General features: G+C 61.2%; 13 protein-coding genes. 8 read left to right on the forward strand and 5 right to left on the reverse strand.

What is annotated here, in order from left to right:
* Positions 1–60: 60 nt before the first annotated feature.
* From J7E36_RS18675 to J7E36_RS18690, 4 genes are all read right to left on the reverse strand, one after another.
* Positions 61–1518 carry an ArnT family glycosyltransferase gene (locus tag J7E36_RS18675; protein ID WP_231286520.1) on the reverse strand — a complete coding sequence of 486 codons (1458 nt, stop codon included), beginning with the start codon at positions 1516–1518 and terminating at the stop codon, positions 61–63.
* A gap of 67 nt (positions 1519–1585) precedes the next feature.
* Entirely contained in the window at positions 1586–1879 is a 294-nt protein-coding gene (locus J7E36_RS18680) for a lipid-A-disaccharide synthase N-terminal domain-containing protein (protein WP_215006011.1), read from the reverse strand.
* A gap of 1 nt (position 1880) precedes the next feature.
* Positions 1881–2624, reverse strand: coding sequence for a glycosyltransferase family 2 protein (locus J7E36_RS18685; RefSeq protein WP_215006014.1), 744 nt, complete (start codon positions 2622–2624; stop codon positions 1881–1883).
* Between the two features lie 31 nt (positions 2625–2655).
* A complete protein-coding gene (locus tag J7E36_RS18690) occupies positions 2656–3627 on the reverse strand; it encodes an NAD-dependent epimerase (protein WP_215006033.1) in 972 nt (323 codons plus the stop codon).
* A gap of 574 nt (positions 3628–4201) precedes the next feature.
* Here J7E36_RS18690 and arnB point away from each other — a divergent pair.
* The 8 genes from arnB to J7E36_RS18730 are packed head-to-tail and all read left to right on the forward strand — an operon-like array spanning position 4202 to position 13020.
* The gene (gene arnB / locus J7E36_RS18695) at positions 4202–5350 is read left to right on the forward strand and encodes a UDP-4-amino-4-deoxy-L-arabinose aminotransferase (RefSeq protein WP_215006036.1); all 1149 of its coding nucleotides are present in this window, start codon (positions 4202–4204) and stop codon (positions 5348–5350) included.
* A complete protein-coding gene (gene arnC / locus J7E36_RS18700; protein ID WP_215006039.1) occupies positions 5347–6366 on the forward strand; it encodes an undecaprenyl-phosphate 4-deoxy-4-formamido-L-arabinose transferase in 1020 nt (339 codons plus the stop codon). Before arnB ends, arnC begins: the two co-directional genes overlap by 4 nt.
* On the forward strand, positions 6363–8354 hold the full coding sequence (gene arnA / locus J7E36_RS18705) for a bifunctional UDP-4-amino-4-deoxy-L-arabinose formyltransferase/UDP-glucuronic acid oxidase ArnA (protein WP_215006042.1): 1992 nt from the start codon (positions 6363–6365) through the stop codon (positions 8352–8354). Before arnC ends, arnA begins: the two co-directional genes overlap by 4 nt.
* A complete protein-coding gene (arnD, locus tag J7E36_RS18710) occupies positions 8354–9238 on the forward strand; it encodes a 4-deoxy-4-formamido-L-arabinose-phosphoundecaprenol deformylase (RefSeq protein ID WP_215006045.1) in 885 nt (294 codons plus the stop codon). Before arnA ends, arnD begins: the two co-directional genes overlap by 1 nt.
* Positions 9235–10887, forward strand: a complete 1653-nt coding sequence (gene arnT / locus J7E36_RS18715) for a lipid IV(A) 4-amino-4-deoxy-L-arabinosyltransferase (RefSeq protein WP_215006048.1) — start codon at positions 9235–9237, stop codon at positions 10885–10887. Before arnD ends, arnT begins: the two co-directional genes overlap by 4 nt.
* Positions 10884–11228 carry a 4-amino-4-deoxy-L-arabinose-phosphoundecaprenol flippase subunit ArnE gene (gene arnE, locus J7E36_RS18720; RefSeq protein ID WP_215006051.1) on the forward strand — a complete coding sequence of 115 codons (345 nt, stop codon included), beginning with the start codon at positions 10884–10886 and terminating at the stop codon, positions 11226–11228. The genes arnT and arnE overlap by 4 nt, the downstream gene beginning before the upstream one ends.
* The gene (gene arnF, locus J7E36_RS18725; protein WP_215006054.1) at positions 11225–11626 is read left to right on the forward strand and encodes a 4-amino-4-deoxy-L-arabinose-phosphoundecaprenol flippase subunit ArnF; all 402 of its coding nucleotides are present in this window, start codon (positions 11225–11227) and stop codon (positions 11624–11626) included. Before arnE ends, arnF begins: the two co-directional genes overlap by 4 nt.
* Positions 11623–13020 carry a UDP-glucose dehydrogenase family protein gene (locus tag J7E36_RS18730; RefSeq protein ID WP_215006057.1) on the forward strand — a complete coding sequence of 466 codons (1398 nt, stop codon included), beginning with the start codon at positions 11623–11625 and terminating at the stop codon, positions 13018–13020. The genes arnF and J7E36_RS18730 overlap by 4 nt, the downstream gene beginning before the upstream one ends.
* Here J7E36_RS18730 and J7E36_RS18735 read toward each other — a convergent pair.
* Positions 13004–14020, reverse strand: a complete 1017-nt coding sequence (locus J7E36_RS18735) for an AraC family transcriptional regulator (RefSeq protein ID WP_215006199.1) — start codon at positions 14018–14020, stop codon at positions 13004–13006. The two genes, J7E36_RS18730 and J7E36_RS18735, sit on opposite strands and share 17 nt — an antisense overlap.
* Between the last annotated feature and the right edge of the window lie 6 nt (positions 14021–14026).

Below are 14026 nucleotides of genomic sequence, written 5' to 3' on the forward strand. Positions count from 1 at the left end.
TATTACTTGACCAGTTCAAGCCCGCTCCCACAGGGTCTCCGCCCGGTACACCCTCAGATGCTACAAAGGTCGCTTCCACGCAAATGAATAAACCTTCTCCACGCCCGGAGACTGGCAGCTCCGGTTATCGGCATCAGCCCCCACCAGAAACCACTCGGCCCTGGAGGTATCGCCAACACGTTGGGCCTTCTGTGGGTCATAACAGCGGGCCATTTCCCGCCCGGGCACCAGGGCAAAGGCCTGGGGATGGCTGCGCAGCCACTGGGCGGACTGTTCCAGTGAATGGCGGTTGTAGAAACCGAAATGCACAACAGGCTGTTGCGCGAACAACCAATGGCCCTCGCGCCAGCCCACAAGTGCCAGATCGGCGCCCTTCGTCAACCGGCCCACATCGCGCATGAGGGTTTCGTGGGGGTTGATGCCTTCCTTGTGCGGCTCGATAAAGCCTCGGGCAAACCACGCGCACAGCCACACCGCGGTCACCACGGCGAACACCATCCTGCCCCGTGGGCGCTGGCCGAACCAACGGCGCAGCATCCATGGAACCAGTGGCGCTACCACCAGAATCAAGGCCGGCAACGCCGGGAAGATGTACAGCTTGCGCTTGCCGCTGCTCAGGCTGAAGAACAGCAACACCAGTACCACCCAGCCCAGCAGCACCAACACCCGACCGTCATGCTTGAGCAGTTGCTTGCGCCAGGCCGGTACCAGCCAAGGAAGCATGAAGACAATCGGCAACCAGTACTTGGGCATCACCTGGACGAAGAAATACCAGAAGGGCTCACGGTGCTCCCAGGCATTGGCATATCGGCCAGCTGTCTGCTTGAGCAGAATTTCCTGGGCATACGCCAGGCTGTCTGGGCTGCCCTGCCAGACGATCATCAGCAACGGGCCGAGCCAGAATGCAATGGCCGCCAACGCCACCAGCAATCCCAACCACCAGGCCCCCGCCTTGCCGGGCATCGGCACCACGCCTTTCCAGCCTTTGCGCACCGCGTACGCATAGGGAACGAGCATCAGCGCCGGGAGAAAACCCACGCCTTTGCTGATGATGCCAAATCCCATGGCGGCGCAGGCCAGGTAATACCAGCGCCATTCCGGGCCGAGCAATAGATGCCGGCACAGGCCATAGATCCCGAGGATGGTCCAGAGTGCCAGGAAACCATCGATTTGCCCCGTCCGCAGAATGCTGTAGGTCTGGTAGGTCGCGAGAAACAACAGCACGGCGATCACCCCGACCCGGCGTCCCCACAGGCGTCGGCCCAGGTCATACAAACAGGCCGTGGTCACCGCGCTGGCCAACAGCGCAGGCAGGTACAGAGCGATTTTTGGCACGTGGGTGAGTTGCACGAACAGCGCCACCGCCCACATGAACAACGGCGGTTTGTCGGCGTAGATCTCGCCGGCGCGATGGGGAATGAACCACGAACCGTTCTGCAGCATTTCCAGGGCGACGCCGAGGAAACGCTCTTCATCGACATTCATCGGTTGGCGCCAGCCAAGACCGGCGCCCACCATGACCAGCGTCAACAGCACGACAGCCAGCCACTCCAGCCGTGAGGAAGCCAAGCGTATCCGCACCCTGTCAGCCCTTCTCGTCCAATTCACGGTTGGCCTGTTCCTGGTGCTTGGCGATCAGTTGCAAGTTGCGCAGGTACACCACGAAACCGAACGACTGGCCGACGATAAACACCGGGTCTTCGCGGTAGATCGCATAGGCCAGTAACAACGCGCTGCCGACGATGCTCAAGTACCAGAACCCCACGGGGATCATGCTGCGCTTCTTGTATTCACTGTAGAGCCATTGCAGGGCAAAACGCCCGGTGAAGGCCAACTGACCGCTGAAGCCTACGGCCAGCCACAAAGATTCTCTGCCCATGTCAGACCTCGGTTTCTTGTGCGTTGACGTCCAGGCGCGTGCGCTTTATCAGCCACCACACGCCGAACAGATCGACGATGCCCACCAGGGCACGGTCGAGGTTCCCGTAGTTGGACACCCCTGCCCCGCGTTCACGGTGGTTCACCGGTTGCACCAGCATCCGGCCGTTATGCCGGCGGATCAGCGCCGGGATGAAACGGTGCATGTGATCGAAGTACGGCAGGCGCAGGAACGCCTCGCGCTCGATCAACTTGATGCCGCAGCCGGTGTCGGGGGTCTGGTCCTTGAGCAAGCTGGCACGCAGCTTGTTGGCAAACCGCGAGGCCCAGCGCTTGCTCGCCGTGTCCCGCCGGTTGACACGGTGCCCCGCCACCAGCTTGACGCCTCCGGGCTGGCCTTCGGATCCACGGACCCGATCAAGCATCTTCGGCAGATCAGCCGGGTCGTTCTGCCCATCGCCATCAAGCGTTGCCAGCCAATGCCCGCGCGCCACCTGGGCAGCATGGTGAACCGAGGTGCTCTGCCCCAGGGACCGGGCATGGCTGAGGACGCGAAGTTGCGGGAAACCGTCACCCTGCAAGGCTCGCAGCTCAGCCGCCGTGGCATCGGTGCTGCCGTCGTCCACCACGATGATTTCAAAGGTTTCGTTGACCAACGCGGCACGCACCTCTTCCAACAATGGAATGAGGTTGCCGGCTTCGTTCTTGGCCGGAATCAGCACCGACACATAGGGGGTTTCGTGCATGACGCTCCCGTTAAAAATGAGCAATGAGCGGTTAGACGCCGTAATAGCTGCGATACCAATCGACAAATGACTGCACCCCGGTGGGCACGGCGACCTGCGGGCGAAACCCCACTCGCGCCTCCAGCTCACGGGTGTCCGCCCAGGTGTTGACCACGTCGCCCGCCTGCAACGGCAAGAAGTTCTTTATGGCGCGCACGCCCAGTGACTCTTCCAGGCACTCGATGAATTGCAGCAGCTTTACCGGCGCGCCAAACCCGATGTTGTAGACCTTGTTGTGCACGCCAGTCACGTCAGTCGGTGGCAGCGGCAGCAAGCGCACCAGCGCCTCGACGATGTCGTCGACATGGGTGAAATCCCGCGACATCGCGCCGTCGTTGTAGACGTCCAGCGGGCGACCATCAAGGATGGCCTCGGTGAATCTGAACGGCGCCATGTCGGGCCGCCCCCACGGTCCATACACGGTAAAAAAGCGCAGGCCGGTGGTGGGAATACCATAGAGGTGCGAATACGCGTGGGCCATCAACTCGTTGGCGCGTTTGGTCGCCGCATAGAAGGACACGGGCTGATCGACCGGGTCATCGATGCTATACGGCAGGCGATCATTCAGTCCGTAGACCGAACTGCTCGAAGCAAACACCAGGTGCGCCGGCTTATGCGTGCGGCAGGCCTCCAACACATTGAGAAAGCCCACCAGATTGCTTTGCGCGTACACGTCGGGATGGTCGATGGAATAGCGCACACCGGCCTGGGCTGCCAGGTGAACGACTTGCTCAAAGGCATGCTCGGCGAACAGCTGCAGCAACGCTGGCTTGTCCGCCACGTCCATCCGCTGGAACTGGAAGTTGCTGAAGACAGCCAACTGCGCCAGCCGAGCCTGTTTCAGTTCGACGCTGTAGTAACTGTTGAGGTTGTCGATGCCGACGACCTGATGGCCTTCGCTGCATAGGCGCTTGGCCGTATGAAACCCGATAAAACCCGCGGCGCCGGTGACCAGAACTTTCATGCGCCTGACCCTTGTCCAGCCTGGGTACAGGAAAACTCAGTGAAGCCAACCCACCCGCTATCAAAAACAGTCACTTGCATAATGAACTCTGTTTAATGGCCAGACTTTTTCTGGCACTTGCAGAGCCTTTTATCAAAAGTAAATGACGGTTTTATGATTAAAACATGACGCGCTAGCACGGCGCGTCACTTGCCCGGAACGCCAACGCTTGTTACCCCACCGTTTAAAACATCCGCGCCCAGTCGCAAAAACGTAATCCAAATTAAAAAGTCGCTGTAAGCCTTTTTCCATTGGCGATGTAAGCCCTTGTGCTGCAAGTCGGGCCGAGCTTATCCGTGAAGAATTATTTATCTGGCTTTTTTTCACACTTCTTTCAAAAAGCCGTGCTTAACCTCAATGGATACGGCGCCAACCTGTCGTCAGCGCTCAGTTGCGCAACGGGCGATAAAACAACCTCCGGTACATTTCCTACAAGGTAACCCTTTGATGCGGCTTTTCTTTTAACGTCTACGCTGTCGTTGGATCCAACTGCTCGTTTTAAAAAATTATTGTCTGCCCGGCCTTCGAGGTGCACATGAGTCAAGCGTTTCTTCCATTCTCTCGCCCCAGCATCGGCGACGAAGAAATAGCCGCCGTAGAGCAAGTACTGCGCTCTGGCTGGATCACCACTGGCCCCAAAAACCAGCAACTCGAAGAGCAGTTTGCCGCCTATGTCGGCTGTCAGCATGCGGTTGCACTCTCGTCAGCCACCGGCGGCATGCACATCACCTTACTGGCATTGGGAATCGGGCCCGGCGATGAAGTCATCACCCCGTCCCAGACCTGGGTGTCGACCGCCAACATGATCTGCCTGCTGGGCGCCACGCCGGTGTTCGTCGACGTGGACCGCGATACCCTGATGAGTGATCTGTCGAGTATCGAGGCAGCGATCACGCCGCGTACCAGAGTGATCATTCCGGTGCATTACGCCGGCGCGGCGTTTGATCTCGACCCGCTTTATGCACTGGCGGACAAGCACGGTATTGCAGTGATCGAAGACGCCGCCCATGCGGCGGGTACCCTCTACAAAGGGCGCCCCGTCGGGGCGAAAGGCACGGCGATCTTTTCGTTTCACGCCATCAAGAACATGACCTGCGCCGAAGGCGCCATGTTCGTCAGCGACGATGAGGCGCTTGCCTCCCGGGTGCGCATGCTCAAGTTTCACGGCCTCGGCGTGGATGCCTACGATCGGCTCACGCACGGTCGCAAGCCCCAGGCGCAAGTGATGGAGCCGGGTTTCAAATACAACCTGGCAGACATCAACGCCGCCATTGCCCTTGTGCAACTGGAGCGCCTGGACGCCATCAACGCCAAGCGCACCGAACTGGCGAAGGCTTACCTGCACCGGCTGGAAGGATCGAAGGTGCAGCCGCTGGCGATTCCGGCCCATGCGCAGCGGCACGCCTGGCACCTGTTCATCCTGCGCATTGATGCCGAACGCTGCGGCCTGGACCGCGAAGCGTTCATGAAAGCCCTGCAGGAGCAGCACATCGGCACGGGCATCCATTTCATCGCAACGCACCTGCACACCTACTACCGTCAACGTTTCCCCGACGTTCACCTGCCCAATACCGAATGGAACTCGTCGCGCCTGTGCTCGATTCCGCTGTATCCCGACATGACCGACGACGATGTGAATCGCGTTGTCGACACCCTTGAAAACGTCCTGGACGCACACCTGTGAAACCGTACCCCATCAACTGCGTGTCGATCGTCATACCGGTCTACAACGAGGAGGGAAGCCTGCCCGAGTTGCTTCAGCGTACCGAAGCGGCTTGCCGGCAGCTGCACCACCAGTACGAAATCGTGCTGGTCGACGACGGCAGTCGGGACGATTCGGCGCAGATACTGGAAGAAGCAGCGGCCCGCCGGGGCAGCCCGATCGTGGCGGTCATCCTCAACCGCAATTATGGTCAGCACGCGGCGATCATGGCCGGCTTCGAACAGTGCAAGGGCGACGTCATCATCACCCTTGACGCCGACCTGCAGAACCCACCCGAAGAGATTCCACGCTTGGTGGCCCAGGCCGAACTGGGCTATGACGTGGTCGCCACGGTGCGCAACAACCGCCAGGATTCGGCACTGCGACGCTGGCCGTCGAAACTGATCAACCTGGCGGTCCAGCGCTCAACCGGCGTGGCCATGAGCGACTACGGTTGCATGCTTCGCGCCTACCGGCGGTCCATCGTCGACGCCATGCTCGCCTGTCGCGAACGCAGCACATTCATCCCGATCCTCGCCAACAGCTTCGCTCGGCACACCACGGAAATCCTGGTGAGTCATGCCGAACGCGAACACGGGGAATCCAAGTACAGCGCCATGCGCCTGGTCAACCTGATGTTTGACCTGATCACGTGCATGACCACCACCCCGCTGCGCTTGCTGAGCATCGTCGGCTTCGCCATGGCCGGCCTGGGCGTGCTGTTCGCTACCGCGTTGATCATCCTGCGCCTGGTTTTCGGCGCCGGTTGGGCCGGCGGCGGGACGTTCGTCCTGTTCGCCGTGCTGTTCGTCTTCACCGGCGGGCAATTCATTGGCATGGGCTTGCTGGGCGAATACCTGGGGCGGATGTACAGCGATGTCCGTGCCCGCCCCCGATTCTTCGTCGAGAAAGTCCTGCGGGGGCAACCCGCCGCGCCAGCCCCTGTTGTCACCGTTGACGGCCTTACTCCCACTTCTTCAGATCAGGTTCACTCATGAGCGCAAAAGCCGTAGTTTTCGCCTATCACGATATTGGCTGTGCCGGCATCGAAACCCTTCTCAGCTCGGGCTTCGAGATTATCGCGGTGTTTACTCATGCCGATGATCCCAGGGAAAACGCCTTCTATGGCTCGGTTGCACAGTTATGCGCACGCAAGGGCATTGCCGTTCACGCCCCGGAGGACGTCAATCATCCACTGTGGATCGAACGCATTGGCAAGCTCGATCCCGAGTACCTGTTCTCGTTCTACTACCGCCACTTGTTGAGCGAGCCGCTGTTGGCTACCGCCCGTAAAGGTGCGTTCAACCTGCACGGTTCGTTGCTGCCACGCTATCGCGGACGGGCGCCGGCCAACTGGGTGCTGGTCAACGGTGAAACGGAGACCGGCGTAACCCTGCACCGCATGGTCAAGCGCGCCGATGCCGGAGCGATCCTTGCCCAGCAAAAAGTCGCCATCGAGCGCAGCGACACCGCGTTGAGCCTGCACGGCAAATTGCGTCAGGCCGCTACCGATCTGCTGCGCGACACGCTGCCTGCACTGTTGGCCGGCAAAGTCAGCGAGGTGGAACAGGACGAAACCATGGCCACGGTGTACGGGCGACGCACCGCCGCCGACGGCAAGCTCGTATGGCAGCGCCCGGCCGAAGAGCTGTTCAACCTGGTTCGCGCCGTCACTCAACCTTATCCCGGGGCGTTTTGCGCCGTGGGCGAACACAAACTGATTGTCTGGAGCGCGGAAGTCGTCAGGGGCAACGAAGGCCGGGAGCCGGGCCGCGTCATCAGCGTCAACCCGTTGCGTATCGCATGTGGCGTGGATTCCCTGATGATCACTTCAGGCCAACGTAACGAAAACGGCCTGTACCTGAGCGGGCCACAACTGGCCAATGAGTTGGGTCTGGTTGACGGTTCCGTGCTGCGCGGCACCGAGTCCGGCCGGGGCCCACGTCGCACCCGGGTGCTGATCCTGGGCGTCAACGGCTTTATCGGTAATCACCTGTCGGAACGGCTGCTGCGCGATGACAGGTACGAGGTGTATGGCCTCGACATCGGCTCCGATGCCATCGACCGTCTGCGCAACCACCCACGCTTTCATTTCGTCGAAGGCGACATCAGCATTCACTCCGAATGGATCGAATACCACATCAAGAAGTGCGACGTGATCCTGCCGCTGGTGGCCATCGCCACGCCGATTGAATACACCCGCAACCCGCTGCGGGTGTTCGAACTGGACTTCGAGGAAAACCTGAAGCTGGTCCGCTACTGCGTCAAATACAACAAGCGCGTGATTTTCCCATCGACGTCCGAAGTCTACGGCATGTGCCAGGACAACAACTTCGATGAAGACACCTCCAATCTCGTCGTTGGCCCGATCAACAAGCAACGCTGGATCTATTCGATTTCCAAGCAACTGCTCGACCGGGTGATCTGGGCCTATGGCCAGAAAGGCCTGAAGTTCACCTTGTTCCGTCCCTTCAACTGGATGGGTCCGCGGCTGGATCGGCTGGACTCGGCGCGCATTGGCAGCTCCCGGGCGATTACCCAACTGATTCTCAACCTGGTGGAAGGCACGCCCATTCGCCTGTTCGACGGCGGTGAACAGAAGCGCTGCTTCACCGACATCGCCGACGGCGTGGAGGCACTGGCGCGGATCATCGACAACGACAATGACGCCTGTGACGGGCAGATCATCAATATTGGCAACCCGGACAACGAAGCCAGCATTCGCCAATTGGGCGAGGAACTGCTGCGACAGTTCGAGGCACACCCGCTGCGGGACAACTTCCCGCCCTTCGCCGGTTTCCGCAACGTCGAAAGCAAGGCTTTTTATGGCACCGGTTATCAGGACGTGTCGCACCGCAAGCCAAGCATCGCCAATGCCAAGCGCCTGCTGGACTGGACCCCGACCGTGCAGATGAGCGAAACCATTGGCAACACGCTGGATTTCTTCCTGCGCGAAGCCATGCGCGAAATCGCGGACAAGCGCTGATGCAGGCGGGTCTTCGAATCGATGTCGACACCTACCGCGGAACCCGCGAGGGCGTCCCGCAGTTGCTGGAGATCCTCCAGGAGGCGCAGGTCAAGGCGACGTTTTTCTTCAGCGTCGGGCCGGACAACATGGGGCGTCACCTCTGGCGCCTGGTCCGGCCCCGGTTTCTCTGGAAAATGTTGCGCTCCAATGCGGCGGGCCTGTACGGCTGGGACATTCTGCTGGCCGGTACCGCCTGGCCCGGCAAGCCGATCGGTCGCGATCTCGGGCACCTGATGCGTCAGGCCCGGGCCGCAGGCCATGAGGTCGGCCTGCATGCCTGGGATCACCATGGCTGGCAAGCCAATGCCGGGCGTTGGGGGCAATCGCAACTGATCGAGCAGATCCGCCGAGGCGTGGACAGCCTCAGTGACATCCTCGGTGAACCCGTGACGTGTTCGGCAGCGGCCGGTTGGCGCGCCGATGCGCAAGTGGTCGAGGCCAAGCAGGTGTTTGGCTTTCGCTACAACAGCGATTGCCGTGGGCGCAGCCTGTTCCGGCCGGTGCTGGCCGACGGTGGCCTGGGAACGCCGCAGATTCCGGTGGACCTGCCGACCTTCGATGAAGTGGTCGGTCCGAACGTCACGGTCAAGGATTACAACGCTTATGTTCTTGGGCGCTTTACTGCCGAAACGCTCAACGTCTACACGATCCATGCCGAAGTGGAAGGGATATTGATGGCAAACGATTTCCGTCAATTGTTGGCCGATGCGCGCCGACGAACTATCCGCTTCCAGCCGCTGGGCGAGCTGTTGCCGCCAACCGTTGGCGACCTGCCGGCGGGGCGCGTGGTACGCGGCACACTCGAAGGTCGGGAAGGCTGGCTGGGAGTGCAAGGCGCATGAGCAAGCACTGGGCACTACCGCTGCTGCTGGCGACCTTCCTGCTGGCTTATCTGCTGCCGTTGGGCACCCATGGGCTATGGATCCCCGACGAAACCCGTTACGCCCAGGTCAGCCAAGGCATGTTGCTGAGCGGCGATTGGGTTTCCCCGCATTTCATGAGCCTGCGCTATTTTGAGAAACCCGCGGCGGGCTACTGGATGATCGCCCTAGGCCAGGCTGTGTTCGGGGAAAACCTGTTCGGCGTGCGCATCGCTTCGGCCATCAGCACCGGCCTCAGTGTGATGCTGTGCTATCTGCTGGCCCGGCGGCTGTGGAACGATCCTCGCAAGGGTTTCGTCTGCGCCCTGTTGTACATGAGCCTGACCGTGATCGCCGGCGCGGCGGGTTACGCCAACCTCGATCCGCAATTCACCTTCTGGGTCAACCTGAGCCTGGTGGCCTTGTGGTTTGCTCTGGACAGCCGCGGCCGCAGCACTCAACGCTTGATCGGCTGGGCGATGCTGGGACTGGCCTGCGGCATGGGTTTCTTGACCAAGGGCTTCCTCGCCTGGCTGTTGCCGGTGCTGGTCGCCCTGCCCTGGATGCTTTGGCAAAGACGCTGGCGTGAGTTGCTGGTCTTCGGGCCGGTGGCAATTGCCGTGGCTATCGCCGTCAGCCTGCCCTGGACCCTGGCGGTGCACGCAGAGGAACCGGACTACTGGCGGTTTTTCTTCTGGCACGAGCATATCCAGCGTTTCGCCGGGGACGATGCCCAGCATGACGCGCCATGGTGGTTCTATCTGCCGCTGCTGGTGGCGTTCAGTCTGCCATGGGTGGCGCTGCTGCCAACTGCCTTGCGCCAGGCCTGGCAAACACGTGGTCAGGCGAATATCGCGTTCCTGTCGTTATGGCTGTTGATGCCGCTGCTGTTTTTCAGCCTCAGCAAAGGCAAATTGCCCAGTTACATCCTGCCATGCCTGCTGCCGCTGGCGCTGCTCATGGGCCATGCGCTCGCGGACCGGCTGGAGCAGCAACAACGCCGGCCGCTTGTCATCAACGGTTGGCTCAACCTGACGCTGGGCCTGGTCGCGCTGCTCGCCCTGACCTATCTGCAGTTGAAAAACCCGCTTTATGACCGTGAGCCACACAATCTGGTGCTGCTGTGCTTCGCCCTGGGCGGCTGGGTTATCGCCAACCTGTTGCAGGCCCTCAGACCCTTGCGGTTTTGGGCCGCCCCGGCCTTCGGCAGTCTGCTGCTGATCGGGTTGCTACCGGCTGCGATGCCCGCGTCCGTGGTCACCAACAAAATGCCCGACCAGTTCATCCTCGAACACCTTCAGGCGCTCAGCCACACCGACAAGTTGCTGAGCAACGATCTGGGTGCGGCGTCCGCCCTTGCCTGGCGCCTGAAACGTGCCGAGGTGGCGTTGTACAACACCATCGGCGAGCTGAAATATGGCCTGGCCTACCCTGACGGCATCCACCAGCGTGTCGACCCAGCACAGGTGCAACAGTGGATGCGCGAAGCCCGCGCGAGCGGCTCGGTCGGTGTGGTCATGCGGGTCAAGGGCGATGAGGAACTGCAGGAGATCGAACGGTTGCCCAAGGATGGAACGCGTTATGAACGTGGCAACCTGGTCATTCTGATCTTCCCCAAGGAGGCGTCATGAGCCTGTTGTTGCTGTTGGCTGCCTGCCTGCTGACCTGCCTGGGACAAATCGCCCAGAAGTTCGCCGTTGAAAGTTGGCGCGGCGGGTCGTCGAGCTGGGTCGGGAAACTTCGATCACCGTGGCTGTGGTTGGCGCTTGTCGCCCTGGGCGCCGGTCTGCTGGTGTGGCTGCTGGTGCTGCAGCGCCTGGAAGTCGGTATCGCCTACCCGATGCTGAGCCTCAATTTCGTCCTGATCACCGTAGTCGGCCGGTTCGTATTTCACGAAGCCGTCGATCGTCGCCACTGGTTGGGGGTTGCGCTGGTGATGGTCGGTGTGATGTTGCTGGGGCAACACGCATGAATCTTCGTCGCGGCGTCATCTTTGCGCTCGGCAGCGTGCTGCTCGTCAGCGCCGCACAATTGGCTTTGCGCTGGAGCATGAGCCGTCTTCCGCCGCCCGGGCCGGGGCTCACCGAGCACCTCGACACCACGGCGCTAGCCGTGGTTCTGGGCGCCATTCTTGCCTACGCCCTGTCGATGCTCAGCTGGCTTCTGGCACTGCGGGACCTGCCGCTGGGCCGGGCCTACTCGCTGCTCAGCATCAGCTACGCGTTGGTGTACCTGCTCGCGGCTGCGCTGCCGGTCTTCAATGAAGGCTTCAGTCTTTCGAAAAGCCTGGGGGTGACGTTGGTCATCCTCGGTGTCCTTGTCATCAACTCTCGCCCCGTTCAAGCGGCCGAGTCCAGGAATGTCGTATGAAAATCAGTGTATTCGGTAGCGGCTATGTCGGCCTGGTTCAAGCCACCGTTCTGGCGGAGGTAGGTCATGACGTCGTCTGCATGGACATCGACTACGAAAAAGTGGCCGCCCTCAACCAGGGCCATGTCAGCATTTTCGAGCCCGGGCTGGCCGGGTTGGTCAAGGACAACCTGGATAACGGGAGGCTGCGGTTTACCTGCGAGGAGAAGCTCGCCGTAGAGCATGGCAAAGTGTTGTTCATCGCCGTGGGCACGCCATCACGCCCCGACGGTTCGGCGGACTTGAGCAGCGTCTTCGCGGTAGGCGAAGCCATTGCCAGGCACCGTATCGAGCCGGTCATCGTCGTGGAGAAGTCCACGGTCCCTGTCGGTACGGGGGATGCGCTGCGCGATCGAATCACCCAAGCCCTGCAACGCTATGGCCAGACACTGGACTTCGATATCGTCTCCAACCCCGAATTTCTCAAGGAGGGCTCGGCCGTTGCCGACTGCAGGCGTCCGGACCGGATCGTCATCGGGTGCGAGCGTGATGACGTCCGCGACGTGATGCGCGAGCTTTATGGGCCGTTCAATCGCAACCACGAGCGAATCATGTTCATGGACCTGCGCAGTGCGGAGCTGACCAAATATGCCGCCAACTGCATGCTCGCCACCAAGATCAGCTTCATCAACCAGATCGCCGAGCTCGCCGAGCATCTGGGCGCCGATGTCGAATCGGTGCGCCTGGGCATTGGCGCCGACTCGCGGATCGGTTATGACTTCATCTATCCCGGTTGTGGGTACGGTGGATCCTGCTTTCCCAAGGACATGCGCGCATTGATCCACAGCGCCCAACAGGTCCAATGTTCCAATGACCTGCTGCAGGCCGTGGAGGCGATCAATCAACGGCAGAAACAGAAGCTGTTCGAGCGCATCAACGCGTTCTACGAGGGGGACCTGCATGGCAAGACGTTCGCGGTGTGGGGCCTGGCGTTCAAACCCAACACCGATGACATGCGCGACGCCCCCAGCCGGGTTCTGATGGAAGCCTTGTGGGAAGCCGGGGCGCATGTTCGGGCATTTGATCCAGAAGCCATGCAACAGACTCAATCGCTGTATCAGGACCAGCACCATCTGAGCTTGATGGGCACTCCGGAAGCAACCCTCAGCGGTGCCGATGCGCTGATCATCTGCACCGAGTGGCAACAGTTCAAAGCGCCGGACTTCGACCTGATCCACAAACGGCTCAAGGCCCCGGTGATCTTCGATGGCCGGAACCTGTACGACTCAGAGCGCCTGGCGCAGCGCGGATTCCAGTACTTTCCGATCGGGCGTGGCGACTCCTGCAAGTTGCCGGTTGCGCAACCCAGGAGCAACACCGGGATTGCGCTGTCATCGATCAGCCACGGTCGTTGAGAATCAGACTGCGATAGTGCCCCGGGTTGGACCCCGACCATTTGCGAAACGCTTTGTAGAAAGAGCTGGCATCGGCAAAGCCCAGGCGCGCGGCGATTTCAACGAAACTGATCGACGGCTCGGCCAGCCAGGCGATTGCCAGCTCCCTGCGCACGCTGTCCTTGAGCCCCTGATAGGTCTGGCCCTCCTCTGCCAGGCGTCGGCGCAGGGTGGAGGCGGACATGCACAACTGCTGGGCCAGTGCATCGGTTTCCGGCCACTGCTCGGCGGGTAATTGTCGCAGGTCATGCCGGATGCGACTGGCGAGGCTTTGCGGGTCGCGGTACTTGACCAGGATATTGGCCGGCGCCTGGGCCAGGAAACGCTTGAGTTCCTCCGTGCTGCGGCGGATGGGCAGGTCCAGGCATTCAGCGGCGAAAATCATCCGGGTGCGGGGTCGGTCGAAGCGCAGGTTCTGGGAAAACATCACCCGATAATCGTCGCAGAAGTCCGGCGCCGGGCAGCGCAGTTCGACCGACAGAATCGGGATGCGCCGCCCCGCCAGCCAGCAGGCCACGCCATGGACGATCATCCAATAGGTGAAATAGGTAAAGGCCCGCCGCGGTTCCTGGTCATCCTCCAGCAGGACGATCTCCGCCAGGCTTTGCTGGCGCACCCACTGCGCCGGCAGGTGTTCGAGCATCAACGACAGAAAGCCGAGGCCCGCGGTCAACCCGGCCGCCAAGGTGGGTTGGGCCATGGCGCACTGGCAGAGGAATGCCAGGCTGCCAGACCTGAGCTTGCGCGGGTCCATGCCGAAAAATTCGTCATCCAGGCGCCGCGCCAGCAACCGCCAGAGCCGCGCATAGTCGTGGGCCGGCACGCGCGCCTGAGGATCCTCCAAGAGCACCGGGTCGATCCCCACCTTGCTCAGCACCTCAGCGGTGGCCGCGCCGGGGGCGCAGCTTTGCAGCAGCGCTTCCCTCACCAGTTGGATGGAGATGGTGTCTTTTTCCGACACGATGCG

Source organism: Pseudomonas fluorescens (assembly GCF_018614775.1).
Taxonomy (GTDB): domain Bacteria; phylum Pseudomonadota; class Gammaproteobacteria; order Pseudomonadales; family Pseudomonadaceae; genus Aquipseudomonas; species Aquipseudomonas fluorescens_BY.

Coding starts and splice junctions, on each gene's coding strand:
- J7E36_RS18675 (WP_231286520.1), bottom strand. CDS start 1,518: ATGGTGGGCGCCGGTCTTGGCTGGCGCCAACCGATGAATGTCGATGAA.
- J7E36_RS18680 (WP_215006011.1), bottom strand. CDS start 1,879: ATGGGCAGAGAATCTTTGTGGCTGGCCGTAGGCTTCAGCGGTCAGTTG.
- J7E36_RS18685 (WP_215006014.1), bottom strand. CDS start 2,624: ATGCACGAAACCCCCTATGTGTCGGTGCTGATTCCGGCCAAGAACGAA.
- J7E36_RS18690 (WP_215006033.1), bottom strand. CDS start 3,627: ATGAAAGTTCTGGTCACCGGCGCCGCGGGTTTTATCGGGTTTCATACG.
- arnB (WP_215006036.1), top strand. CDS start 4,202: ATGAGTCAAGCGTTTCTTCCATTCTCTCGCCCCAGCATCGGCGACGAA.
- arnA (WP_215006042.1), top strand. CDS start 6,363: ATGAGCGCAAAAGCCGTAGTTTTCGCCTATCACGATATTGGCTGTGCC.
- arnD (WP_215006045.1), top strand. CDS start 8,354: ATGCAGGCGGGTCTTCGAATCGATGTCGACACCTACCGCGGAACCCGC.
- arnT (WP_215006048.1), top strand. CDS start 9,235: ATGAGCAAGCACTGGGCACTACCGCTGCTGCTGGCGACCTTCCTGCTG.
- arnE (WP_215006051.1), top strand. CDS start 10,884: ATGAGCCTGTTGTTGCTGTTGGCTGCCTGCCTGCTGACCTGCCTGGGA.
- arnF (WP_215006054.1), top strand. CDS start 11,225: ATGAATCTTCGTCGCGGCGTCATCTTTGCGCTCGGCAGCGTGCTGCTC.
- J7E36_RS18730 (WP_215006057.1), top strand. CDS start 11,623: ATGAAAATCAGTGTATTCGGTAGCGGCTATGTCGGCCTGGTTCAAGCC.